A 24,515-nucleotide genomic window follows, 5' to 3' on the forward strand; every position below is an offset into this window, starting at 1 on the left:
CCGGGGCGGGTGATTTTCCTGCCCCGACAGGCGCTACTGCTCGGTCCCGGCCGGCGAGGTTTGGAACTCGGCATGCAGTGAGGCATCCGTGCGCGCCCGTTCTCTCGAACGACGGGCGGGGCCGGTCCAGCCGCAGGTGCAGCGGGCGAGTGCGAAGGAGCCGCGTTCACCGGTGCTGATGTGGTGGTGGGCCGAGGGGTCTTCGATGGCGTCCTGCTGGTGCACCTCTCCACGGTACGTGGTTGGCGCCCGCCGCGGGCGCCCGCGTGACGAGGGGCCCAGGCCGTCGTTATGCGGGGCGGGCGGGGTCTCGTAGCGGCGGTCCGGTATTGGGGGTTGGCAGGCGATGGTGGTGCAGCAGCACAGGCGCAGGGGCGGGACTTTCGCTGCCCTGGCCGCCGTACTGGGGGTCGTGGCGACCAGCGGCTGCTCCGGCGGCGGGGGCGCCGTCGCCGACGACGGGCGCGGCGGCGGGCACACCGACGAGGTGCTCAGCGCCGCGGATGTGCTCACCGGTGCCGGCAGCTCCAAGGCCCGTACGTCCATGGAGATGGCCACCGGCGGGACCCGGGTGACCATCCGCGGCGAAGGGAGCTATGACTTCCAGCGGCGGATGGGGCAGCTCACGGTCGTCCTGCCCAAGGACCCCGCGGGCGCGGAGCAGCACCGTCCGATCACCGAACTGCTGACGCCGGGCGCTCTGTATATGAAGAACCGGGGTGCGGGCGTGCCCGCCGACAAGTGGGTACGGGTCGACACGACCACCCTGGAGGACGGGAACCTGGTCACGGGCGGGGCCACCGATCCGCTCGCCGCCGCCGAACTGCTGCGCAGCGCGCGGGGCGTGAGGTACGTCGGCGAGGAGAAGCTCGCGGGCCGGACGGTCCGCCACTACCGCGGGATCACCGACATCGCCCGGGCCGCGCAGGTCGCCGAACCGCATGCGCGGGCCTCGCTGGCCGCGGCGGCGAAAGGGTTCGCCACGGACACGGTGCCCTTCGACGCGTATCTCGACGACGAGGGTCGGCTGCGCAAGGTGCGCCACCGCTTCACCTTCACCAACGGGGGCGGCACGGTTGCCGTCACCTCGACGACGCTGCTGTACGACTTCGGGACGCCGGTGTCCGTGCGTCTGCCGGACGAACGGGACATTTACGCCGGGAGGATCAGGGCTTAGGCCCCTCTAAATGGTCCGGACGTGCCATGCGCGGTCCGTGCATCACTCCCTACGCTAGGAAGTCGACACCGGCAGGAAGAGGTGAATGCGCGTGGCTCCGCCCAGTACTGCGACCGTCCAGGACCACGTGGCCCTTGCCGAGATCGAGCTGTGTGGCGAGTTGATCATCGCGGCGTCCGCCGCGGACGAGGAGAGGCTCAGCCCGGACCGTATCGACGAGGTGCTGAAGGTGGCGGCCGAGCGATCCGCTCCGACCGGGCAGCAATGAGGCATTGACCAGGGGTGCGGCCGGGACGCCGTCGCCGCGCCCTGCCTCCGGTGCTTATCGGCCACGATGCGTGTCGGCCGATCGCCGGCCGGTCAGGTACGGAGCGCGGGTGGTGGCCGGTCAGGTACGGAGCAGGCGGGCGATGGCCTTCGTCGCCTCCTCGACCTTCGCGTCGATCTCGTCGCCGCCCCTCACCGCGGCGTCCGCGACGCAGTGCCGCAGATGCTCCTCGAGCAGTTGGAGCGCGAAGGACTGCAAGGCCTTGGTGGACGCCGAGACCTGGGTGAGTATGTCGATGCAGTAGACGTCCTCGTCGACCATGCGCTGCAGTCCCCGGATCTGGCCCTCGATGCGGCGCAGGCGCTTGAGGTGTTCGTCCTTCTGCTTGTGGTAGCCGTGCACTCCGTGGTCGTGGTCCGTGACCGGGGGGCCGTCCGCCTCGGTGGTCGTCATCGCGTCCTCCCGTTGTCCCGTTGTACCTGTCCGAAAAACATGGGCTGCATACCCCTCGTGGGTATATCGTAACGAATCATGCCGGATGGGGGGCGGGGGCCCGTGCTGATCCCGCTGGTCGATGGGCGACACTGAGGAACGCCGGTTAGCCGTGGCCGGATGATGCGCCTAGCATCAGCCTGACCGAATCCAGAGCATCCCGAGGACCCCACGTGCGATTTCGTCTGACCCCCAGGGAGACGAGCTTCTATGACATGTTTGCCGCATCCGCGGACAACATCGTCACGGGCTCCAAGCTCCTGATGGAACTGCTCGGAGCGGATGCTTCCGCCCGGGCCGAGATCGCGGAACGGATGCGGGCGGCGGAGCATGCTGGTGACGACGCCACCCACGCCATCTTCCACCAGCTGAACTCCTCGTTCATCACGCCGTTCGACCGCGAGGACATCTACAAACTCGCTTCGTCGCTCGACGACATCATGGACTTCATGGAGGAAGCCGTCGACCTGGTCGTGCTCTACCAGGTCGAGGAGCTCCCCAAGGGTGTCGAGCAGCAGATCGAGGTGCTGGCACGGGCGGCCGACCTGACCGCGGAGGCCATGCCGCACCTGCGGACCATGGACAACCTCACCGAGTACTGGATCGAGGTCAACCGCCTCGAGAACCAGGCCGACCAGATCCACCGCAAGCTCCTTGCGACGCTCTTCAACGGTAAGTACGACGCCATCGAGGTGCTCAAGCTCAAGCAGATCGTCGATGTGCTCGAAGAAGCAGCCGACGCCTTCGAGCATGTCGCGAACACCGTGGAGACCATCGCGGTCAAGGAGTCCTGAACCACGTGGACACCTTTGCGCTGATCGTGACCATTGGTGTCGCGCTCGGATTCACCTACACCAACGGCTTCCACGACTCGGCGAACGCGATCGCGACCTCGGTCTCCACGCGCGCGCTGACACCGCGCGCTGCCCTGGTGATGGCCGCGGTCATGAATCTCGCCGGTGCCTTCCTCGGTCAGGGCGTCGCCAACACCGTCAGCGAAGGGATCATCGAGACGCCGACGGGCTCGCAGGGGATGGGCATCCTCTTCGCGGCGCTGGTCGGCGCGATCGTATGGAACCTGGTCACCTGGTACTTCGGTCTGCCGTCGTCCTCCTCCCACGCGCTGTTCGGCGGCATGGTGGGCGCGGCGCTCGCGGGCGGGACCGGGGTGATCTGGTCGGGTGTGCTCGACAAGATCGTCATCCCGATGTTCGTCTCGCCGGTCGTCGGTCTGCTCGTCGGCTATCTGGTGATGGTCGCGATCATGTGGATGTTCCGTAAGTCCAACCCTTCCAAGGCCAAGCGCGGTTTCCGGATAGCCCAGACCGTCTCGGCGGCGGGCATGGCGCTCGGTCACGGTCTCCAGGACGCGCAGAAGACGATGGGCATCGTGGTGATGGCGCTGGTCATCGCCGATGTGGAGGACCAGGGCGACTCGATTCCTCTCTGGGTCAAGATCGCCTGCGCGATGATGCTCTCGCTCGGTACGTACGCGGGCGGCTGGCGCATCATGCGGACGCTCGGCCGCAAGATCATCGAGCTGGACCCGCCGCAGGGGTTCGCGGCGGAGACGACGGGGGCGTCGATCATGTTCGGCTCGGCGTTTCTGTTTCAGGCGCCGATCTCGACGACTCATGTGATCACCTCGGCGATCATGGGTGCCGGGGCGACGAAGCGGGTGAACGCGGTGCGGTGGGGCGTCGCGAAGAACATCGTCATGGGGTGGTTCATCACGATGCCGGCTGCGGCGTGTGTCGCTGCGCTGAGCTATGGCTTGGTCTACCTGGTCTTCGGCTAGACCCGGGCGGACATATAAGCGGACATATAAGTGGGCCCGCCCCTCTGGGAGAGAGGGGCGGGCCCTTCGCCTTGCGGTGGCACCGCCATGCAGCACCGCGAGACGGTCTAGGGGGCCGTGGGGTGTGGGGCGGCGCTTCGCCCGTGAAACCCACCGGCGCCTGGCTATCGCCCGCGAAACCCACCACCCGGAGCAACCGCCAACGCCCCCTGGCCCACGGCATCCACGAACCGGGTGACTTCCGTCAACGCCCGCCCACGGCCACCACGGACCGGGGTGACTATCCGAAGCGGCCCGAGATGTAGTCCTCGGTGGCCTGGACCGACGGGTTGGCGAAGATCCGCTCCGTCTCGTCTATCTCGATCAGCTTTCCGGGCTGCCCGACCGCCGACAGGTTGAAGAACGCCGTACGGTCCGAGACACGCGCCGCCTGCTGCATGTTGTGCGTCACGATGACGATCGTGAAGCGCTCCTTCAGCTCACCGATCAGGTCCTCGATCGCGAGCGTCGAGATCGGGTCCAGCGCCGAGCACGGCTCGTCCATCAGCAGCACGTCCGGCTCGACCGCGATCGCGCGGGCGATGCACAGGCGCTGCTGCTGACCGCCGGAGAGGCCGGAACCGGGCTTGTTCAGCCGGTCCTTGACCTCGTTCCAGAGGTTCGCGCCCTTGAGGGACTTCTCGACGACGTCCGCCAGCCGGCTCTTCTTGTACGAGCGGTTCAGCCTCAGCCCCGCCGCGACATTGTCGAAGATCGACATCGTCGGGAAGGGGTTCGGGCGCTGGAAGACCATGCCGACCGTGCGGCGCACGGCGACCGGGTCGACGTTCGAGGCGTAGAGGTTCTCGTCGTCCAGCAGCACCTTGCCCTCGACGCGGCCACCGGGGGTGACCTCGTGCATCCGGTTCAGGGTGCGCAGGAAGGTTGACTTGCCACAGCCGGACGGGCCGATGAAGGCCGTCACGGAGCGGGGCTCCACGGTCATCGAGATGTCCTCGATCGCCTTGTGGGAGCCGTAGAAGGCGCTGAGGCCGCTGACGTCGATTCGCTTGGCCATCTGAATCACTGCTTCTTTCGTAAGCCGCGGTCAGCGGCCGGTCTTCGGGGCCTTCCAGCGGGCGATGCCGCGGGCCACCAGGTTGAGGATCATGACGAAGGCGATCAGGACCAGGGCTCCGGCCCATGCGCGGTCGTAGGACGCCGCGCTGCCGACCCGGTACTGCTCCCAGATGTAGAAGGGGAGCGAGGACTGGGCGCCTTCGAACGGGTTGCTGTTGATCAGCTGGCTGCCGAAGACAAGCAGCATGATCGGCGCGGTCTCACCGGCGATACGTGCGATCGCGAGCATCACACCGGTGGTGATACCGCCGAGCGCGGTCGGGACAACCACCTTCAGGATCGTGCGGTACTTCGGCACGCCCAGGGCGAGCGAAGCCTCGCGCAGCTCGTTCGGGACGAGCTTGAGCATCTCCTCGGTGGAGCGGACCACGACCGGGATCATCAGAATCGACAGCGCGAGAGCGCCCATGAAGCCGGACGGCTGGAGCTCGAGAATCAGCATGATCGACAGGATGAACAGACCCGCGACGATCGACGGGATGCCCGTCATGACGTCGACGAAGAAGGTGACGGCCTTGGCGAGCGCCCCCTTGCCGTACTCCACCAGGTAGATCGCCGTCAGCAGGCCGATCGGTACGGACATGATGGTGGCGAGGCCGACCTGCTCCAGGGTGCCGATGATGGCGTGGTAGACGCCGCCGCCCTCTTCGAAGCCGGGGACACCGGCCATCGAGTGGCTGAGGAAGTACCCGTTGAGCGCCTTCGCACCGCGGCTGACGGTCACCCAGATCAGCGAGAACAGCGGGATCACGGCGAGGATGAAGCACACCCAGACGATGCTGGTGGCCAGGCGGTCCTTGGCCTGGCGCTTGTTCTCGACGATCGTGGTCGTGATGTACGAGATGACCAGGAAGAAGAGGGCCGAGATGAGGCCCCACTGAACCCGGCTCTCCCAGTTGGCCGCGAGGCAGAGGCCGACGCCGAGGCCGATGGAGACGATCGCGAATCCGATCGGGGCCCAGCGGGGGAGGGAGCGGCCGCTGAGGCTGCCCTTGCGGGGGGCGGGCGACGGGGTCGGCCTGTCCTGTATGGCTGTCTGGCTCATGCGTTGGCCCCCGAGTACTCCTTGCGGCGAGCAATGATCAGACGGGCCGCGCCGTTGACCAGCAGGGTGAGGATGAAGAGGACGAGACCGGAGGCGATCAGGGCGTCGCGCCCGAGCTCATTGGCCTCGTCGAACTTGGCGGCGATGTTCTGGGCAAACGTTCCGCCGCCCGGGTTGAGCAGATGCCAGGAGATCAGGAAGTTCGGGGAGAGGACCGTGGCGACGGCCATCGTCTCGCCGAGCGCGCGGCCGAGGCCCAGCATCGAGGCGGAGATCACGCCGGAGCGGCCGAAGGGCAGGACCGACATGCGGATGACCTCCCAGCGGGTGGCGCCCAGGGCGAGCGCGGCTTCTTCGTTCATCTTCGGGACCTGGAGGAAGACTTCGCGGCTGACGCTGGTCACGATCGGAAGGATCATGATCGCCAGCAGCACGCCCACGGTGAACAGCGAGCGGGCGACGCCGACCTCGGTCTTCTCGAAGATGTACGTCCAGCCGAAGAACTCGTCCAGCCAGAGGTTGAGGCCTTCCATGTACGGGACAAGGAAGAGCGCGCCCCAGATGCCGTAGATGATCGACGGCACGGCGGCCAGCAGATCGACGACGTAGGCGATGGGGGCGGCAAGCCTGCGCGGCGCGTAGTGCGAGATGAACAGCGCGATGCCGACGGCGATCGGGACGGCGATCACCATCGCGATGATCGAGCTGATCACGGTGCCGAAGAGGAGGACCGCGATGCCGAACATCGGCGGGTCGCCTGCCGGGTTCCAGTCGAAGTAGGTGAGGAAGTTGGCCTCGTCCTTCGAAATGGCAAGCGCGGCGCGGTAGGTCAGGAACACGGCGATCGACGCCATGATCACCAGAAGCAGGATGCCCGACCCGCGGGACAGGCCCAGGAAGACCTTGTCGCCTGCGCGGCCGGTGGACGTGCTCTTCCTGGTGACCGGCGGAGCCGGGGGAGGGGAGTCTATGGGTGTGGTGGAAGCCATGATCTTTCCGGTCTGTGGTGGGGAGCGGCAGACTCCCCTGGCGGCGGTGCACCGGATGAAGGTGGCCGGCGGGGGCAGATTGCCCCCGCCGGCCTTTTTCGCTAGTTCAGACCCGCAACGGTCTCGCGGACCTTGGCGTTGATCTCGGCCGGGATCGGGGCGTAACCGGCGGCGGAGAGAACCTTCTGGCCCTCTTCGCTGGCGGCGTAGGTCAGGAAGGACTTGACCGTGCCCAGGGTCTCGGCCTTGTTGCCGGTGTCGCAGGCGATCTCGTAGGTCACCAGGACGATCGGGTAGGCGCCGTCGGCCTTGGTGGTGTAGTCGAGACCGAGGGCCAAGTCCTTGCCGGTGCCCTTGATCTTGGCGGCGGCGATGGCCTTGGAGGCGTTCTCGGAGGTGGCCTCGACCGGGGCGGCAGCACCGGTGGCGATGTTCACGGTCGGGATCTGCTGCGAGGTCGCGTAGGAGAGCTCGAAGTAGCCGATCGCGCCTTCGGCCTGCTTGACCTGCGCGGCGACACCGGCGGAGCCGGACGCGGCCTGGCCACCCGGGGCCGGCCACTTCTTCTCGGGCTCGTAGGGCCAGTCGGCCTTCGCCGTGGCGGACAGGTACTTGCCGAGGTTCTGCGTGGTGCCGGAGTCCTCGGAGCGGTGGAAGGCCTGGATCGACGTGGCCGGGAGCTTGGCGCCCGGGTTCAGCTTGGCGATCGCCGGGTCGTTCCAGTTCTTGATCTTGTTGTTGAAGATCTTGGCCACCGTCGCGGCGTCCAGGTTCAGCTTCTCCACGCCCGGCACGTTGTAGCCGATGGCGATCGGGCCGCCGACCATGGGCAGGTTGATGCCCTGGCCGCCCTTGCAGATCTTCTTCGAGTCGGTGACCTCTTCGGGCTTGAGCGCCGAGTCGGAACCGGCGAAGCCGACGGTGCCCTGGTTGAAGGCGACGATGCCCTCACCGGAGGAGGAGGACTTGTAGTTGACCTCGACGCCCGTGCACGCGGCCATGTAGTTCTTGACCCACACGTCCATGGCGTTCTTCTGCGCGCTGGAGCCGGAGGCAAGGAGCTTGCCCTTCGCGCCGTCACACTTGATGTTCGATGCGGCGCTGGTCTTCTCGCCACTGCCGCCGGTGGTGCCGGCGTTGTCGTCCGAACCACACGCCGTGAGGACCAGGGCGCCGGTCACGGCGAGGGCACCGAGCGCGGTGGCGCGAAGGCCGTTCTTGCGCTGAAGCTTCACTTCGGGTGTTCCTTCCAAGGGCCGCCGGACGCTGACTGTTGTCTGACACGTATATGGCGGCGTGTGTCGGGGTGGGGGGACCGGCACTGCGCCGGTCACCGCGTAGGGCCGAAATTAGGCAGAAGAGGTGAAGCCGCCGACGGGAGAGGGTGAACGGAAGGTGAACCGTGTCGGGCAGCTGAGTGCCGGGAGTCAAAGGGGGCCGGCAAGCTTCCGCCGAGTGAAGAGCGTCAAGGGGAGCGTCCATGTCTGGGCGATCTTTCGCAATGTGACGCGCGGAGGCGGCCGGGCAACGGGAAGCGCGGTGCCTGCCTGCGCTGGAACCTGCCTTTGGGATATGACGAATATCGTGACATGCCCGGACACGGTGCGCCCGGCGTACTGGTCGTCAGATCCCGTCCTTGGTCACATGAAGGGTGTCGAGGAGCGCGGAGACGAGCTGCCTGTCCCGGTGCTGCGTCAGGCGGCCGCGTGCCTCGGCGGGCGGCAGCCACACCATGCGATCCACTTCCCGGTTCGGCACGAACGATCCGCCGGTCGCCTCGGCCGCCCAGTAGCGGACCTCCTTGGGGCGGCCCTCGACCTGGTACCAGACGGTGGGCAGCTCGGGGCCCAGGTCGCACGTCATGCCGGTTTCCTCCAGCACTTCGCGCACTGCTCCCCCACGGGCGTCCTCGCCGCGCTTCAGCTTGCCTTTCGGGTGGGACCAGTCATCCCATTTCGGTCGATGGACCAGGGCGATCTCGATCCCGTTGCCAAAGGACGAGCGACGCCACAGGACGCAGCCCGCCGCAAGAATCACCGAGTCGTTGTTCATACGGCTGCTCCTCGTAGAAGCCGTCCGTGACGGGCGGCTTTACTGATCGGTTGCCGTGTGTCTCTCACGGGGCCGTCACGGGCGTCGGCTCCGTCGCCCGCTGCCACACCTGCTGGAAGGCGAACCGGGCAGCCTCCACCTCGTGCCGCTGGTCGGCGTGCAGCACACCCAGGGCGTACGCGGTGGCCGGGGCGATGCGAGGTGTGCGGGCCGCGGCCGCGGCGGCCGCGGCGGCCGCGGCGGCGTCCCGGTGGCGGTCCAGGACCAGGCCCGCGTGGCAGAGCACCGGGTCCGCCTGCGGGTGGAGCACCTCCTGGGCGTAGCGGTGCAGTCGCAGCAGCAGCCGCACCTGGTGCCAGGGGGAGTCCTGGGCCTCTTCGGCCGATGCGGTGGCCAGGCCGTGGACCAGGGCCTCGGCGTTGTACGGGTGCGAGGCCCGGCCCAGCGGCAGGGCGGCCACGGCTTCGAGCAGCCGCCGCTCGGCGTTCTCTGCGGGCAGCGCAAGGGCCTCGGCGGCCGGGGCGGCGGCCATCGGGCCGAGCGGCAGCTCGGAGGCGAGCACGGCGACGGAGTCGGCGACCGCGTGGAAGCGGGAGGAGCCGAGCGCCTGGAGCGCGGCGGAGTGGGCGCGGGTGCGGGCCAGTGTCAGCTGCCGCTCCAGCAGGGCGCCCGCCCGGGCGGCGCCCACGGTCAGGCTGCCCGTGGGGCGGCCGGCGGCCGCGGTTTCCGGGGCGGCGGTGGCGGCATCGGCGCCGGGCGGCCGCAGTTCCCCCCTGGCCGGTGGCAGCGGGCTCGCCCCCGACAGCCGCGACAGCGCCTCCAGCAGCCGCGCGAGCCTGGAGGTGCAGGCGTGCTCCTGGGCCAACGTCGCCGACAGCCAGGCCAGTTCGGTGCGCAGATCGTCCGCCCAGGAGGGGTCGAGCAGCGGACGGAAGGTGTGCAGCGTCCCGCTGATCCGGCGGGACGCCTGGCGGAGCGCTGCCGCGGCCTGTGCCACGCCCGCGGTGTCCGCGCCGCTCTCGGTGTGCATCCGCAGACTGCGCAGGAAGTCGCCCGCCTGCGTATGGAGGTACCCGGCCAGCGCGTCGCCCGCCGTGACGGGGGCGGGGGCGGCGGCCGGGACGACCTCCACGTCGTGCCGGGAGATATCAGGGCTGTGCACGCCGGCGCCTCCGGGCGTCTATGAGCATCTCCTGTACGTTCCGCAGCGGCTGGCCTTCCCCGTCCGTCGCATGCCGGGTCCAGGTGCCGTCCGGGCCGAGGTGCCAGGAGGACGTGGTGTCGGACATGCCGGTCTCGAGGAGACGGGTGAGGGCCGCGCGGTGGGCCGGGTCGGTGACCCGGACCAGTGCCTCGATGCGGCGGTCGAGGTTGCGGTGCATCATGTCGGCGCTGCCGAACCACACTTCGGGCTCGCCGCCGTTGCCGAAGGCGAAGATCCGGGAGTGCTCGAGGAAGCGCCCGAGGATCGAGCGCACCCGGATGTTCTCCGAGAGGCCCGCGACTCCGGGGCGTATCGCGCAGATGCCGCGGACCCAGATGTCCACCGGCACACCCGCCATGGATGCCCGGTAGCAGGCGTCGATGATCGCCTCGTCCACCATCGAGTTGACCTTGAAGCGTACGTAGGCGGGGCGCCCGGCGCGGTGGTGCGCCACTTCCTTGTTGATCCGGGCGATGAGGCCGTCGCGCAGGGACTTGGGGGCGACGAGCAGCCGGCGGTAGGTCTCGCGGCGGGAGTAGCCCGACAGCCGGTTGAACAGGTCGGAGAGGTCCGCGCCGACCTGCGGGTCCGCGGTCAGCAGCCCCAGGTCCTCGTACAGCCTCGCGGTCTTGGGGTGGTAGTTGCCGGTGCCGACGTGGGAGTAGCGGCGCAGCGTCTCGCCCTCCTGGCGGACCACGAGCGAGAGCTTGCAGTGGGTCTTCAGCCCGACGAGCCCGTAGACGACGTGGCAGCCGGCCTCCTCCAGCTTGCGTGCCCACTTGATGTTGGCCTGCTCGTCGAAGCGGGCCTTGATCTCGACGAGCACCAGGACCTGCTTGCCGGAGTCGGCGGCGTCGATGAGGGCGTCGACGATCGGGGACTCGCCGGAGGTGCGGTACAGCGTCTGCTTGATGGTCAGCACGTCGGGGTCCGCCGCGGCCTGCTCCAGGAAGGCCTGGACGGAGGTCGAGAACGAGTCGTACGGGTGGTGCAGCAGTACGTCGCGCTCTCGCAGCGCCATGAAGATGTCGGGCGCGGACGCGGACTCGACCTCGGCGAGGTCCCGGTGGGTGCCCGCGATGAACTTCTGGTACTTCAGCTCGGGCCGGTCGAGGGAGGCGATACCGAAGAGGCTGGTCAGATCGAGCGGTCCAGGCAGCGGGTAGACCTCGGAGTCGGAGATCTTCAGCTCACGGACCAGCAGGTCCAGGACGTACGGGTCGATGGACTCCTCGACCTCGAGCCGCACCGGCGGGCCGAACCGGCGCCGCATGAGCTCCTTCTCCAGGGCCTGGAGCAGATTCTCGGCGTCGTCCTCCTCGACCTCCAGGTCCTCGTTCCTGGTCACCCGGAACATGTGGTGGTCGAGCACCTCCATGCCGGGGAACAGCTCCTCCAAGTGCGCGGCGATGACGTCCTCCAGGGGGACGTACCGCTGCGGGGAGGCCTCCAGGAAGCGCGACAGCAGGGGCGGGACCTTGACCCGGGCGAAGTGGCGGTGGCCGCTCACGGGGTTGCGTACGACGACCGCGAGGTTCAGCGAGAGACCCGAGATGTACGGGAAGGGGTGCGCGGGGTCGACGGCCAGTGGGGTGAGCACCGGGAAGATCTGCTGCCGGAACAGCGTGAACAGGCGCGCCTGCTCCTTCTCGGTGAGATCTGGCCAGCGGATGAGGTGGATCGACTCGTCGGCGAGCGCCGGGGCTATGTCCTGCTGGTAGCAGGCGGCGTGCCGGGCCATGAGCTCGCGGGAGCGGGTCCAGATCAGGTCGAGGACCTCGCGGGGCTGCAGGCCGGACGCGGAGCGGGTGGCGACACCCGTCGCGATGCGGCGCTTCAGGCCCGCCACCCGGACCATGAAGAACTCGTCCAGGTTGGAGGCGAAGATCGCGAGGAAGTTGGCCCGCTCCAGCAGGGGTGTCGCGGGGTCCTCGGCGAGTTCGAGGACGCGCTCGTTGAAGGCGAGCCAGCTGCGCTCGCGGTCGAGGAACCGCCCCTGGGGCAGTTCGGCGCCCTCGCCGTCGTGATCTTCCTCGTACGCATCGAGGTCGGCGTCGATATCGGGTTCGAGCTCGGACACCGTGGCCGCGACGGTGTGCGGGCGGTGTGCGGCTATGGAACCGACGGACGGCTGGGGGTGCTGGGCCGGTACCTCGGCGGGCTGCTGACTCATGGACCCATTCTTCCGCGTGGATGACAGGAAGGGCGCGTCGGAGAGGGCCGGAGTGGGGGGAATTTTCCCATTTGGGGATGCGGGCACAGCGGGCTGCATTGAGTGAGGGTCGCAAGGTCGTCTGAATGGCCGGTAACGACGACATGACGTGAGGGGAAGCGTGGCGGGTCTCGCGGGGGCGATTCCCCGTGTCCGGCGGACCCCCGTTACGGGGTGTGGCGGCCGTGACGCCTGCGCAGCAGCCAGGATGCTGGCGCCGGGCGGCCGTGGCAAGCCCTCCCGGCGATCGAGGACGAGGCACAACGGGCCGTCATGCGACCGGGGACACGGCACAGCGTGCCGCGTCCAGCCCGTCCGGCGACCGGGCCCGGGCACGACCGAAGCCCGTCCGGCGACCGCAGCCCGGCCGCGCCGCTGTGCGGTGCCCGTCCTCAGGACTCCGTGCGGTACATGAGATCCACTTCGTGCGTCGTGAAGCCGAGGCGCTCGTACACGCTCAGCGCCGCCGCGTTGTCCGCGTCGACGTAGAGCATCGCGGTCGGCAGCCCCTGCGCGGCGAGATGCCGCAGCCCGATCGCGGTGAGGGCCTTGCCGAGGCCGCCGCCCTGGGCGTCGGGCCGGATGCCGACGACGTACACCTCGCCGAGCTGCTCCTCGGCGTGCACCTTCGTCCAGTGGAAGCCGATGAGCTCCCCGTCGCGCTCGGCCAGGAAAAAGCCCTTCGGGTCGAACCAGGGCTCGGCCTTGCGGTCGTCGAGGTCCCGCTGGGTGAGCGAGCCCTGCTCGGGGTGGTGGGCGAAGGCCGCGGCGTTGAGGGCGAGCCAGGCGGCGTCGTCCTGTCCGGGCACGAAGGTGCGTACGGTCACGCCGGCCGGGAACACCGGCTCGGGAATGTCCAGCAGGTTCAACGGCCGCCGCAGCTGGCGCAGTTCGCGGAAGAGGGTCAGCCCGAGCACCTGCGCGAGATGCCGCGCGGCGGACTTCCCGCCGTGCGCCCACACCCGCAGCCGCTTGCCGGAGGCGCCCAGCAACGCGCTGCCCAGCGCCCGCCCGTGGCCGCCCCGGTGCCCGGGGTGCACGACCAGTTCGGCTGCCGGGGCCTCGACGGGGTCGGTGTCCTCCAGCTGCGCGTATCCGACCAGCTCGCCCCCGACGGTGAGCAGCAGATGCCGCACGCCCTCCCGCCTGCCGCCGCGCAGCTGCAGCCGGCCCTGCTCGGAGACGGCCTGCATCCCATCGGCGCGGGCGGCTTCGGCGAGCATGCCGAGCACGGCTTCGGCCTGCTCGGGGCTGAGCTCGTCCACGGTCTGGATCTGCCGACCGGGCTCCGGAAACACTGCGTCAGTGGTCATGTGTCGAGCGTACGGCGGGAGGTGGCGGGCGCGGGATCTGCGAGGTTCGGCATTTTGACCCGTGGTGCGAAGATCCGCCCAATCTGGCGCGAAAGCAATCTGGTCGTAACCCGGATACCCCTGTCGCGCTACGCGCGTTGACTCTAGGCTTCCGCTCGCATTCCCTTACGCCACGCTGAAACTGACAAGGGGACAGATGTCAGCGACACCGCACAAGACCCGCCGCCGCATACTCGCCGCACTCGCCGGGCTGACCACCGTCGGCGCGCTGGTCGCCGCGATGCCCGCAGGCGCCCAGGAGAGCGGCCACGGACACGGACACGGCCATGGATACGGCCGCACCGTGGACGTACAGCTGCTGTCCTTCAACGACTTGCACGGAAACCTGGAGCCGCCTGCCGGCTCGGCCGGGCGGGTCACCCACACCAACCCGGACGGCACGACCAAGACCATCGACGCGGGCGGTGTCGAGTACCTCGCCACGCATCTGCGCGAGGCCCGCAAGGACAACAGGTACTCGATCACCGCCGCCGCCGGCGACATGATCGGCGCCTCGCCGCTGCTCTCCGGGCTCTTCCACGACGAGCCGACCATCGAGGCGCTGAACAAGCTGAACCTCGACGTCACCTCCGTCGGCAACCACGAGTTCGACGAGGGCGCCCGCGAGCTCGCCCGGATGCAGAACGGCGGCTGTCACAAGACCGACGGCTGCTACGAGTCGGGCACGACGTTCGAGGGCGCGGACTTCCCGTATCTCGCCGCCAACGTGACGAAGGAGAAGACCGGCAAGCCGCTGCTCGACCCCTACTTCATCTGGAAGAAGAACGGGGTCAAGATCGGCTTCATCGGGGTGACCCTGGAGGGCACGCCGAACATCGTCAGCGCCGAGGGCGTCAAGGGCCTGAAGTTCGGCGACGAGGTCGAGACGATCAACAAGTACACCAAGGTGCTTGAGCGCAAGGGCGTCAAGTCGATCGTCGCCCTGATCCACGAGGGCGGCCTGCCCGCCTCCACCTCGTACAACTACAACTGTGACAGCCCCGGCCCCGGCGACGGCGTCTCGGGCCCGATCGTCGACATCGCCAAGAAGATCAGCCCGCAGGTCGACGCCCTGGTGACGGGCCACACCCACCAGGCGTACGCGTGCACCATCCCGGACCCGTCCGGCAAGCCGCGCACGGTCACCTCGGCCGCCTCGTTCGGCAAGCTCTACACCGACACGACGCTCACCTACGACCGTCGTACCAACGACATCGTCCGTACGGCCGTGGCCTCCGCGAACCATGTCGTCACCCGTGACGTGGCCAAGGCCGAGGACATGACGGCGCTGATCCAGCGGTGGAACAAGCTGGCCGCGCCGATTGCGAGCCGCCCCGTCGGCTACATCTCCGCCGACATCGAGAACCCCTTCGAGGCGGTCGAGAAGCCGCTGGGCAACCTGATCACGGACGCGCAGCAGGAGGGTCTCGCCCCGGCGGACAAGGGCGGCGCGCAGATCGCCTTCATGAACCCGGGCGGCATCCGGGCGGGCCTGGTCCACAAGGCGTCCGGCAGTGAGGGCGACGGCGTGGTGACGTACGGCGAGGCATTCACCGTGCAGCCGTTCACCAACATGATGAATGTCGTCGACCTGACCGGCGCGCAGCTGATCACCGCGCTCAAGCAGCAGGTGAGTGGCGCGAATCAGGCGGCCCCGAAGATCCTCCAGGTGTCGAAGGGCTTCACCTACACCCTGGATCTGACGAAGACCGGCGCCGACCGGATCGTCGACTCCTCGGTCAAGCTGAACGGTGAGGCGATCGACCCGGCGAAGACCTACCGGGTCGCGATGAACGAGTTCCTGGCGGGCGGCGGTGACGGCTTCCCGGTGTTCAAGGAGCACAAGAACAAGCTCGTCGGCGCCTCCGACCTGGAGATCCTCAACGCCTACCTGGCCGCGCACTCCAGCGCGAGCGCGCCGCTGGCGCCGCCGGCGACGGGCCGGATCACCGTGGTGAAGTAGCGGTTCCCGGCAGGACGGTGGGGCGGCGGGCCACGGGGCTGCCGCCCCACCGGCATGCGGGGACACGGCCTGATGACGAGGCCGGATTACGGATGACGAGGCCGGATTCAGCCGTTGGTTACTGGCCAGTCCTGAGCCTGTGCTTCTTGACGTGACCCCGCCATAATCCCGGACCATGGACCGACGGAGCTTTCTCGCGGGCGCGGCAGCTGTCTCCGCCACCGCACTCATCGGCGCACCCCCCGCCTTCGCCGCACCCCGCCGCACCCTGTCCGCGCAGGACTGGATGTCGGGCAGCGCGGACAGCACCGCCCTCGCGCGGCTGACGATCCCCGGCACCCACGACTCGGGCGCGCGCTTCGGCGGGCTCTGGGCCGAGTGCCAGAACACCACCATCGCCGACCAGTTGAACAGCGGCATCCGCTTTCTGGACGTACGGTGCCGGGTCACCGGTGACTCGTTCGCCATCCACCACGGCGCGGCCTACCAGAACCTGATGTTCGGCGATGTGCTCATCGCCTGCCGGGACTTCCTGGGCGCCCACCCCTCCGAGACGGTCCTCATGCGCGTCAAGCAGGAGTACTCGCAGGAGAGCGACGCGACCTTCCGCCGCGTCTTCGACACCTACCTCGACACCAAGGGCTGGCGCCCGCTGTTCCGCATCGGCGACGGACTGCCGTCGCTGGGCGAGGCACGCGGCAAGGTCGTCCTCATCGCCGACAACGGCGGACTGCCCGGCGTCAAATGGTGGGACAGCGCGGTCTTCGACATCCAGGACGACTGGAACGCCGCGCCGAACGCCAAGTACCCCAAGATCGAGGCGCACTTCCGCAATGCGGCCCAGCAGCCCGGGAAGCTGTTCATCAACTTCGTCAGCACCTCCGCGTATCTGCCGCCGCGCTGGAACTCCGACAACCTCAACCCCAGGGTCCATACCTTCATCAACGGCTCGGAGGCCGGCGGCTGGAAGGGGCTCGGCATCGTGCCCATGGACTTCCCCAACACCCGTTCGGGCCTGGTCGATTCACTCATCCGGCACAACTAGGTCCTGTCCGGTCGATCCGTGCCAGGGCCCGCGAGCCCGGCAAGATCGACCGGACAGGGCCTAGTCCCTAGGCCGGGGGTGGCGTCGCCGCCCCCGGCAGCCGGATCACCGCGCGTGTACCGCCGCCCGCCGCCGGGCCCAGCGAGATCTCACCGCCCGACTGCTGCACCGTGCGGGCCACGATCGAGAGCCCGAGCCCCGAGCCGGGCAGCGCGCGGGCCGACGGCGAGCGCCAGAACCGCTCGAAGACATGCGGGAGTTCATCGGGCCCGATGCCCGGACCGTGATCCCGCACGGTCAGCTCGCCCTGGCGCAGGCCCACCTCGACCGTCCCGCCCGGCGGCGAGAACTTCACCGCGTTGTCCAGCACATTGACCAGCGCCCGCTCCAGCGCGGCCGGCTCCGCCCGTACGTACCAGGGCTCCAGCTCCGCCTCGAAACTCAGCTCCGGACCGCGCAGCCGCGCCCGCTCCAGCGCGGCCTGAGCGATCTCGTGCAGGGCGACCACCTTCAGCGGCCCCCGGTCCACGGCATCGGGGCGAGACAGCTCCTGCAAGTCGCCGATGAGCGCGGCCAGTTCCGTCATCTGCGCCTTGACCGAGGCCATCAGCGCGGCCCGGTCGGCGGGCGGGATCGCCCGGCCCGTCGCGTCGCTGCGCGCCAGAAGCTCGATATTCGTACGCAGCGAGGTCAGCGGCGTCCGCAACTCGTGCCCGGCGTCCGCGATCAGCTGTGCCTGCCGGTCGCGGGAACTGGCGAGCGCGGCGGTCATCGAGTTGAAGGAACGGGACAGCCGGGCGATCTCGTCCTCGCCCTCGACCGGGATGCGCACGGTCAGATCCTCGGTACGGGCGACATGCTCGACGGCCCCGGTGAGCCGGTCGACGGGCTTGAGCCCGGTGCGGGCGACCCAGAGACCGGCGAGGCCCGCGCCGACGACGCCGATGCCGGAGGCGATGAGGAGCAGGAGGGCGAGGTCGTTGAGGGTGCCTTCGGTCGGCTTGAGCGGGTGTCCGATCAGCAGCGCGGTGTCCGAGACGACGCCGCCGCCAGGGCCCGTGGCGATGACCGCGACGGTGAGCACGCGCACATCATTGCCCTCGGTGTCCGCGCCGTTGCGGAAGGTCCAGACGGTCGGGTCCGCTCTGCGCGCCACGTCCTGGTCGCTGCTGTCGACCTTGACTGTGCCCGCGGAGATGCCGAAGACGCACGGTTTGTCGTCGGAGGTGCGGACGAGCTCGTAGTAGTAGACGGGCTTCCCCATGTCGGTGCGGGGGGCCGGGCCATGGGGGCAGCTGCGCAGTCCGGCGGCAATCTCGGCGGTCCCCAACTGGATGCCTGAGATCTCGGCCTTCAGCTTGGAGTCGATCTCGTCGTACAGCTTGCCGCGTACGACGAACCAGCACGCGGTGGAGACGGCCGCGACCGCCACCGCAACGGCGACCGCCACCAGCAGCGCCAGCCGCGACCGGAGCGGCAGCGCGCGGAACCTTCTGATCACTCCGGGCCGCCCGACCGCAACGCGTACCCCACGCCGCGCACCGTGTGGACCAGGCGCGGCTCCCCGGCCGCCTCCGTCTTGCGCCGCAGATACATCACATACACATCCAGCGAATTCGAACTGGGCTCGAAGTCGAAGCCCCATACAGCCTTGAGAATCTGCTCACGGGTCAGCACCTGACGCGGATGCGCCAGGAACATCTCGAGCAGCGTGAATTCGGTACGGGTCAGCTCCACCCGGCGTGTGCCGCGGTGGACCTCGCGGGTCGCCAGGTCCATCCGCAGATCGGCGAAGGCCAGCACGTCGTCGTCGGTCGCCGCGCCCGCCGTCGTCGCGTACGAGCTGCGCCGCAGCAGCGCGCGGATCCGGGCGAACAGCTCGTCCAGCTCGAACGGCTTGACCAGGTAGTCGTCGGCGCCCGCGTCGAGTCCCGTCACCCGGTCGCCCACGGTGTCCCGCGCGGTCAGCATCAGGATCGGCGTCTTCGACCCGGCGGCGCGCAGCCGACGGGCCGCGGTCAGGCCGTCCATCCGGGGCATCTGGATGTCGAGGACGATCAGGTCGGGGGCGTACGCCTCCGCCCGCGTGAGGGCGTCGACGCCGTCGACGGCGACCTCGGTCCCGTACCCCTCGAAGGCGAGCGAGCGCTGGAGCGCCTCACGGACGGCGGGCTCGTCGTCGACGATGAGGATGCGTTCGCCTTCGCGGGGGGTCGTCATGGCTTCAGCCTCGCACGCGGTCAGCTGTTGCCGCCGGAGCGCAGGTCGTCCAGGTCGGCCTTGACGGTGTTGACGGGGATGGCGAAGCCGAGCCCGACGCTGCCCGCGGTGGATCCGGTGGCCGAACTGGGCGAGTACATCGCGGAGTTGATGCCGATGATCTCGCCGTTCATGTTGATCAGGGCGCCGCCGGAATTGCCGGGGTTGAGGGAGGCGTCGGTCTGGATCGCCTTGTACGTCGTCTTCGACGAGCCCGTGTCGCCGTTGAACTGCTGCCCGCCGAACTCGAAGGGCCAGCCCTGGCGGGGGTCCTGCTGCTGACCCGGGTCCTGCTCCTTCGCGACGGTCACGTCGCGGTTCAGGGCGGAGACGATTCCGCTGGTGACGGTGCCGGTCAGGCCCTCGGGCGAACCGATTGCCACGACCTCGTCGCCGACCGCGATCTTGCTGGAGTCGCCGAGTGCGGCGGCCTTGAGGCCACTCGCGCCCTCCAGCTTGATCAGGGCGAGATCCTTGCCGGGGTCGGTGCCGACGACCTTGGCGGTGTACGTCTTGCCGTTGCTGAGCCGGACCTTCACGGAGTCGGCCCCGGCGATGACGTGGTTGTTGGTGATGATCTCGCCGTCGGCGGTGATGATCACGCCGGATCCGGTGGACTGCCCGGCGCTGGAGGTCGCGTTGATCTCCACGATGCTCGGGGAGACGGCCTGGGCGACTCCGGCGACGGTGCCCTTGCTGCTCTGGGCGACGGTGGTGCCGGGGACGGCGGAGCCGCTGCTGCCGGTGTTGCTGTCGGTGAGCTGCTGCACGAGCACGGAGGCGCCGCCGCCGACGACCGCGGCGGCGATGGCGACGGCGGCGATGAGCGCGACGGGCCGCTTGGCCTTGGCCCGCGGGGGCGCGGGCTGCTGGGACGGGGGCGGGGGGTAGACGCCCGCGTCGTACGGCTGGTGGTGCGGCGGCTGGGGCTGCTGCGGGTAGCTGTAGTTGTCCGTCATGGCGCTTACTGTCGGGCCTGTAGATGAGAGCGACCTGAGGGTGCGCTGAGAAGCCCGACAGATCTGTGTATGCCCGACGCAAAGGTTCCGGGGTCGTGGGTGCGCCGGGGTTTGTCCCCCACCCCGCCCCTGCCCCAGTTCAGGGAAGGGGCGGGGTGGGGGACAAAACCGCCCGCACCCCGAACCCCCGCGTGAGCCCTACACGCACCCGCACGACCGCCGGATCACCAATCCCGACGGGAACTGCTTCACCCTCTCCCGGCGCGACCCCACCACCCGAAGGCCGTCGTCCAGCACCAGGTCCACCGCCGCCCGCGCCATCGCCGGGCGGTCCGAGGAGACCGTCGTCAGCGGCGGGTCCGTGAGCGCCGCCTCCTTGACGTCGTCGAAGCCCGCAACGGCGAGCTCGCCCGGGACGTCTATCCGCAGTTCCCGCGCCGCCCGCAGTACACCGATCGCCTGGTCGTCCGTCGAGCAGAAGATCGCCGGCGGCCTGTCGGGCCCGGCGAGCAGCTTGAGGGCGACGAGATACGCGTCGTAGCGGTTGTAGGGGGCCTGAAACAACCGGCCCTCGACAGGCCGGCCGGACTCCAGCATCGCCCGTCGCCAGCCCTCGACGTGGTCCGCGACCGGGTCGCCGACCGCCGGGGTGTTCTCGATGCCGCCGAGGCAGGCGACGTACTCGTGCCCGTGCTCCAGCAGATGCCGGGTCGCGAGCTGCGCGCCGCCGATGTCGTCCGTCACGACGGCGACGTCGTCGATGGCCTCGGGCCGCTCGTGCAGAAGCACGACCCGCGCGTCCCACGCCTCGATCTCGGCCGCTGCCCGCTCGCTGGGGCCCTGGCTGACCAGGATCAGCCCGGAGACCCGCATCCCGAGGAAGGCCCGCAGATAGTGGACCTCGCGCTCGTCGCGGTAGTCGGAGTTCCCGACGAGGACCATTTTTCCGCGCTCGGCCGCGGCCTGTTCCACCGCATGCGCCATCTCGGCGAAGAACGGCTGCCGCGCGTCCGGAACGATCATGCCTATGAGGTCGGTCCGCCGCGATGCCATCGCCTGGGCGACCCGGTCGGGCCGGTAGCCCAGCTCTTTGATCGCGGCGAGTACCCGCTCGCGCGTGGCCGGGGCGACCGGCCGGGGTCCGTTGTTGATGACATAGCTGACGACCGCGGTCGAAGTCCCCGCCAGTCGCGCCACATCGTCCCGCGTCACCTTGGCCACGCGCGGCAGTCTACGCGGGGTGACCTACCTCTGGGCAGGGCGTACGGCTGCTTCATGCTCCTCTGCCGGTTCCTCCGTACGGACTACGGGTTCCGCCGCCGTACGGGCGAGCGCGGCCGCGGCCTTCGCCTTGGCCTCCTCCGACGCGCGCTCGACCTTCTCCGGCGTGACGAAGCGATAGCCCACGTTCCGGACGGTCCCGATCAGCGACTCGTGCTCCGGGCCGAGCTTCGCGCGCAGCCGACGTACATGCACGTCCACCGTGCGCGTACCGCCGAAGTAGTCGTAGCCCCAGACCTCCTGGAGGAGCTGCGCGCGGGTGAAGACGCGCCCCGGGTGCTGCGCGAGGTACTTCAGGAGCTCGAACTCCTTGAAGGTCAGATCCAGGACCCGGCCCTTCAGCTTCGCGCTGTAGGTCGCCTCGTCCACCGACAGATCGCCGTTGCGGATCTCCATGGGGGAGTCGTCCGAGGTGATCTGCTGGCGGCCCATCGCCAGCCGCAGCCGCGCCTCGACCTCGGCGGGGCCCGCTGTGTCGAGAAGCACATCGTCGATGCCCCAGTCGGCGGTGACGGCCGCGAGACCGCCCTCGGTCACGACGAGGATCAGCGGACAGCCCGGTCCGGTGGACCGCAGCAGCTGGCACAGCGACCGCACCTGCGGCAGATCGCGGCGTCCGTCGACCAGGATCACATCGGCACCGGGGGTGTCGACGAGAGCCGGTCCCTCGGCCGGGGCCACCCGGACGTTGTGCAAGAGCAGTCCGAGGGCGGGAAGCACCTCCGTCGACGGCTGGAGGGCATTGGTCAGGAGCAGCAGAGAGCTCATCGCGCCCCACCTGCCCGGGTCGTCCTGCGGTTGTGCACGGTTCGCTCGCCCATAACGTCGGTTCCTCCTCGGTCCCTGCGAGGACGTTGCGGCACTGCTTCGTACGGTGGCTCCCGCGCCCCGAGAGCCTTTGTTCACCTGCCTGTAACAACGGCCGGGAAACACAAAAGGACCCGGGGGCTTCGTTGCCCGGATCCTCTGCCCAGCAGAATAACCCACATGAGTTCCCTGTCAGAGGGTCCATTTCACACTTCGGACGCTTCCTCGACCACTGACGGTCCTCGGCGCGCAATTCTGCGGACCGCTGACGGCGTCCGTATCGAGGCTGTTTACGAGCCGTGCAGCGCGGGTGTCGGCGCGACCGCGATCGTCATCGCACACGGTTTCACGGGGTCCGTGGGTCGGCCGTCCGTACGCCGTGCCGCGCGCGTGTTCGCCCAGCGTGCCGCCGTGGTCACCTTCTCCTTCCGGGGCCACGGAGGCTCCGGCGGGCGCTCCACGGTCGGCGACCGCGAGGTGCTCGATCTCGCGGCCGCGGTCGAGTGGGCGCGTGGACTCGGTCACACCCGGGTGGTGACGGCCGGTTTCTCGATGGGCGGCTCCGTAGTGCTGCGGCACGCGGCGATGCACGAGGGGCGCAAAGAGGCGCGCACGGACGCGGTCGCCGCCGTCAGTGCTCCCGCTCGTTGGTATTACCGCGGTACGGCCCCTATGCGGCGGCTGCACTGGGTGGTTACGCGTCCGCTCGGCCGGCTCGTCGGCCGCTACGGCCTGGCCACCCGTATCCATCCCGAGGTCTGGGACCCGGTCCCGCTCTCCCCGGTGGAGTCCGTGCCGCTCATCGCGCCCACGCCGCTGCTGATCGTCCACGGTGACCGCGACCCGTACTTCCCGGTCGATCACCCCCGGATGCTGGCCGCGGCGGGTGACGCCGAACTGTGGCTGGAGCCGGGCATGGGACATGCCGAGAACGCGGCCGGCGAGGAGCTGCTGGCCCGCCTCGCCGACTGGCTGATCCGCGCGTAGCCCATCATGGAAGCCGACGAAAGGAGTGCCGTCATGGCAGCGGGAACGATCCGCTACTGGGCCGCGGCCAAGTCAGCGGCCGGAGTCGCGGAGGAGCCGTACGCGGCCCGAACGCTCGCCGAGGCGCTCGATGCCGTGCGCGAACGACACCCCGGAGAACTGACGCGCGTACTGCAGCGGTGTTCCTTCCTCATCGACGGTGACCCCGTCGGAACCCGCGGCCATGAGACCGTACGGCTTGCCGAGGGCGGCACGGTCGAGGTGCTCCCGCCGTTCGCAGGAGGGTGAAGCGCGCAACATGAGCAGCGATCAGCAGTATCCCTACGGGCAGCAAAAGCCCTACCCGGAACAGCAGCCGTACCCGGAACAGCAGCAATATCAGCAGTACCAGGACCCGTACCAGCAGCCGGTCTACGACTCGGGCGCCACTCAGACCTGGGAGGCCGAGACCTGGGACACGCAGTACCAGCCGGTCATGCACCCCGCGCAGCCCGTGCACCCCGTGCAGCCCGCCGCCCCGGATGCCGCGTATCTGCCGCCGCGGGCCGCCTACCCGCTGCCGCCGGAGGCCCCGGCTCCGTCGCCCGAACCCGCGGCTGCGTACGCGCCGCCCGCCGCCGAGGGATACAGCGCCCCCACCACCCTCGGCAACGCGCGGATCACCGACGCCCAGCGCGCCCGCGCCGAGGGACGCTCGCCGATCATCCCGCCGGGTATGCAGCCGGCAGGGCTGACCGCCGCCCTGGGAATGCTGTTCGCGGTGTGCGCGGCCATCGGCCCGTACGCCCTGCTCGTACCGCTCGTCCTGCTCCAGGCACTCACCGCCGCCGGCTGGTTCCGGCTGAACGGCATGTGGCCCGCCCGGCAGGGCATCGCGCTCGCCTTCGCGGGCGGCCTCGCCGCCGACGCCGTACTGCTGTCCGTCGGCCGCGAGCATGCGCCCGCCGCGATCATCGGCACGCTCGGCGTCTGGGTGCTGCTCACGCTCGTACTGCAGCTGCGCAGCCACGCGGGCGCCGACGAGCGGATGTACGGCCTGATGGCGACCGTCGCATCGGCCGCGCTCGCCATCCTCGCCACCGGGCATCTCGCTGCCGCGGAGGACGCCGTGGTCATCGGCGGGATCGCGGTCGCCGTGACCGTACTGGCTCGTGCGCTGCCCCTGCCGGGTGTCGCATCCGTCGTGCTCACGCTGCTGGCCTCGGCGGGCGCCGGAATCGCGGGCGGCGGTCTGACCGGCATCGGCGCCGAGGGCGCGCTGCTCGGCATGGTCGCTGGTGTCTGCGCGCTGGTCGGACTGCGGGTCGCGAGCTACGACTACCCCTCCCGCTTCGTCCACCTGACGGCGGGTGTGGCCCTGCCCCTGACCGCCGCGGCCCCCGCCGTGTACCTGATCGGCCGCGCGCTGGTATGAGCCGCGCCCGGGTGTGACCTGTGCGGTGCTCCCGGCCAGGAACCAATGCCCCTGCGCCAAACGTCGATCATTCGACAGAAGGCGTCGTCCGC

General features: G+C 69.4%; 24 protein-coding genes. 9 read left to right on the plus strand and 15 right to left on the minus strand.

Annotated features, from left to right (window positions below; genetic code table 11):
- Positions 1-33: 33 nt before the first annotated feature.
- Positions 34-225 (minus strand): hypothetical protein, encoded by a 192-nt coding sequence (locus OOK40_RS15290; protein WP_266481013.1) that lies wholly within the window; start codon positions 223-225, stop codon positions 34-36.
- Positions 226-346: 121 nt separating this feature from the next.
- On the opposite strand from OOK40_RS15290, the gene OOK40_RS15295 reads away from it, so the two are divergent.
- Both OOK40_RS15295 and OOK40_RS15300 read left to right on the plus strand, forming a co-directional pair.
- A complete protein-coding gene (locus OOK40_RS15295; RefSeq protein WP_266481014.1) occupies positions 347-1,177 on the plus strand; it encodes a hypothetical protein in 831 nt (276 codons plus the stop codon).
- Positions 1,178-1,262: 85 nt separating this feature from the next.
- Positions 1,263-1,445 (plus strand): hypothetical protein, encoded by a 183-nt coding sequence (locus tag OOK40_RS15300; RefSeq protein ID WP_266481015.1) that lies wholly within the window; start codon positions 1,263-1,265, stop codon positions 1,443-1,445.
- Positions 1,446-1,565: 120 nt separating this feature from the next.
- On the opposite strand, the gene OOK40_RS15305 is transcribed toward OOK40_RS15300, so the two are convergent.
- Positions 1,566-1,898 (minus strand): metal-sensitive transcriptional regulator, encoded by a 333-nt coding sequence (locus tag OOK40_RS15305; RefSeq protein ID WP_266481016.1) that lies wholly within the window; start codon positions 1,896-1,898, stop codon positions 1,566-1,568.
- 212 nt (positions 1,899-2,110) lie between these two features.
- Here OOK40_RS15305 and OOK40_RS15310 point away from each other — a divergent pair, with 212 nt between their 5' ends.
- Positions 2,111-2,731: a DUF47 domain-containing protein gene (locus OOK40_RS15310; protein WP_266481017.1), complete on the plus strand. Its 621-nt coding sequence runs from the start codon at positions 2,111-2,113 to the stop codon at positions 2,729-2,731.
- A gap of 5 nt (positions 2,732-2,736) precedes the next feature.
- Positions 2,737-3,735, plus strand: coding sequence for an inorganic phosphate transporter (locus tag OOK40_RS15315; protein WP_266481018.1), 999 nt, complete (start codon positions 2,737-2,739; stop codon positions 3,733-3,735).
- Between the two features lie 280 nt (positions 3,736-4,015).
- On the opposite strand, the gene pstB is transcribed toward OOK40_RS15315, so the two are convergent.
- From pstB to mshD, 8 genes are all read right to left on the minus strand, one after another.
- Positions 4,016-4,792, minus strand: coding sequence for a phosphate ABC transporter ATP-binding protein PstB (pstB, locus tag OOK40_RS15320; RefSeq protein ID WP_266481019.1), 777 nt, complete (start codon positions 4,790-4,792; stop codon positions 4,016-4,018).
- Positions 4,793-4,822: 30 nt separating this feature from the next.
- Entirely contained in the window at positions 4,823-5,899 is a 1,077-nt protein-coding gene (gene pstA, locus OOK40_RS15325) for a phosphate ABC transporter permease PstA (protein WP_266481020.1), read from the minus strand.
- A complete protein-coding gene (gene pstC, locus OOK40_RS15330; RefSeq protein ID WP_266481021.1) occupies positions 5,896-6,888 on the minus strand; it encodes a phosphate ABC transporter permease subunit PstC in 993 nt (330 codons plus the stop codon). Before pstC ends, pstA begins: the two co-directional genes overlap by 4 nt.
- A 101-nt stretch (positions 6,889-6,989) precedes the next feature.
- Positions 6,990-8,123 carry a phosphate ABC transporter substrate-binding protein PstS gene (gene pstS / locus OOK40_RS15335; RefSeq protein WP_266481022.1) on the minus strand — a complete coding sequence of 378 codons (1,134 nt, stop codon included), beginning with the start codon at positions 8,121-8,123 and terminating at the stop codon, positions 6,990-6,992.
- Positions 8,124-8,511: 388 nt separating this feature from the next.
- Positions 8,512-8,940: an NUDIX hydrolase gene (locus tag OOK40_RS15340; protein ID WP_266481023.1), complete on the minus strand. Its 429-nt coding sequence runs from the start codon at positions 8,938-8,940 to the stop codon at positions 8,512-8,514.
- A gap of 64 nt (positions 8,941-9,004) precedes the next feature.
- Complete coding sequence (locus OOK40_RS15345) at positions 9,005-10,072, minus strand: CHAD domain-containing protein (protein ID WP_266481754.1); 1,068 nt, start codon at positions 10,070-10,072, stop codon at positions 9,005-9,007.
- Positions 10,073-10,088: 16 nt separating this feature from the next.
- The gene (locus OOK40_RS15350) at positions 10,089-12,317 is read right to left on the minus strand and encodes an RNA degradosome polyphosphate kinase (RefSeq protein ID WP_323136064.1); all 2,229 of its coding nucleotides are present in this window, start codon (positions 12,315-12,317) and stop codon (positions 10,089-10,091) included.
- A gap of 431 nt (positions 12,318-12,748) precedes the next feature.
- Positions 12,749-13,669, minus strand: a complete 921-nt coding sequence (gene mshD, locus OOK40_RS15355) for a mycothiol synthase (protein ID WP_266481026.1) — start codon at positions 13,667-13,669, stop codon at positions 12,749-12,751.
- 196 nt (positions 13,670-13,865) lie between these two features.
- On the opposite strand from mshD, the gene OOK40_RS15360 reads away from it, so the two are divergent.
- Both OOK40_RS15360 and OOK40_RS15365 read left to right on the plus strand, forming a co-directional pair.
- On the plus strand, positions 13,866-15,671 hold the full coding sequence (locus OOK40_RS15360) for a bifunctional UDP-sugar hydrolase/5'-nucleotidase (RefSeq protein ID WP_266481027.1): 1,806 nt from the start codon (positions 13,866-13,868) through the stop codon (positions 15,669-15,671).
- A gap of 175 nt (positions 15,672-15,846) precedes the next feature.
- Entirely contained in the window at positions 15,847-16,716 is an 870-nt protein-coding gene (locus OOK40_RS15365; RefSeq protein ID WP_266481028.1) for a phosphatidylinositol-specific phospholipase C, read from the plus strand.
- A 67-nt stretch (positions 16,717-16,783) separates the two neighbouring features.
- Here OOK40_RS15365 and OOK40_RS15370 read toward each other — a convergent pair whose 3' ends face one another.
- The 5 genes from OOK40_RS15370 to OOK40_RS15390 form a co-directional block, all read right to left on the minus strand.
- The gene (locus OOK40_RS15370) at positions 16,784-18,217 is read right to left on the minus strand and encodes a cell wall metabolism sensor histidine kinase WalK (RefSeq protein WP_266481030.1); all 1,434 of its coding nucleotides are present in this window, start codon (positions 18,215-18,217) and stop codon (positions 16,784-16,786) included.
- Positions 18,214-18,936 carry a response regulator transcription factor gene (locus OOK40_RS15375; RefSeq protein WP_266481033.1) on the minus strand — a complete coding sequence of 241 codons (723 nt, stop codon included), beginning with the start codon at positions 18,934-18,936 and terminating at the stop codon, positions 18,214-18,216. Before OOK40_RS15375 ends, OOK40_RS15370 begins: the two co-directional genes overlap by 4 nt.
- 20 nt (positions 18,937-18,956) lie before the next feature.
- Positions 18,957-19,934: a S1C family serine protease gene (locus OOK40_RS15380; protein ID WP_266481035.1), complete on the minus strand. Its 978-nt coding sequence runs from the start codon at positions 19,932-19,934 to the stop codon at positions 18,957-18,959.
- A 198-nt stretch (positions 19,935-20,132) separates the two neighbouring features.
- Positions 20,133-21,155: a LacI family DNA-binding transcriptional regulator gene (locus tag OOK40_RS15385; protein WP_266481037.1), complete on the minus strand. Its 1,023-nt coding sequence runs from the start codon at positions 21,153-21,155 to the stop codon at positions 20,133-20,135.
- A gap of 24 nt (positions 21,156-21,179) precedes the next feature.
- Positions 21,180-21,983, minus strand: a complete 804-nt coding sequence (locus OOK40_RS15390; protein WP_266481039.1) for a response regulator transcription factor — start codon at positions 21,981-21,983, stop codon at positions 21,180-21,182.
- A gap of 219 nt (positions 21,984-22,202) precedes the next feature.
- Here OOK40_RS15390 and OOK40_RS15395 point away from each other — a divergent pair, with 219 nt between their 5' ends.
- Genes OOK40_RS15395 through OOK40_RS15405 form a run of 3 tightly spaced genes read left to right on the plus strand, consistent with a single transcriptional unit; the run spans position 22,203 to position 24,423 of the window.
- A complete protein-coding gene (locus tag OOK40_RS15395; protein ID WP_266481042.1) occupies positions 22,203-23,009 on the plus strand; it encodes a S9 family peptidase in 807 nt (268 codons plus the stop codon).
- A 33-nt stretch (positions 23,010-23,042) separates the two neighbouring features.
- Positions 23,043-23,297, plus strand: coding sequence for a MoaD/ThiS family protein (locus OOK40_RS15400; protein ID WP_266481044.1), 255 nt, complete (start codon positions 23,043-23,045; stop codon positions 23,295-23,297).
- Between the two features lie 10 nt (positions 23,298-23,307).
- A complete protein-coding gene (locus OOK40_RS15405) occupies positions 23,308-24,423 on the plus strand; it encodes a hypothetical protein (protein WP_266481046.1) in 1,116 nt (371 codons plus the stop codon).
- The last annotated feature ends 92 nt before the right edge of the window (positions 24,424-24,515 follow it).

The sequence above is a fragment of the Streptomyces sp. NBC_01481 genome (assembly GCF_026339995.1).
Classification (GTDB): Bacteria; Actinomycetota; Actinomycetes; order Streptomycetales; family Streptomycetaceae; genus Streptomyces.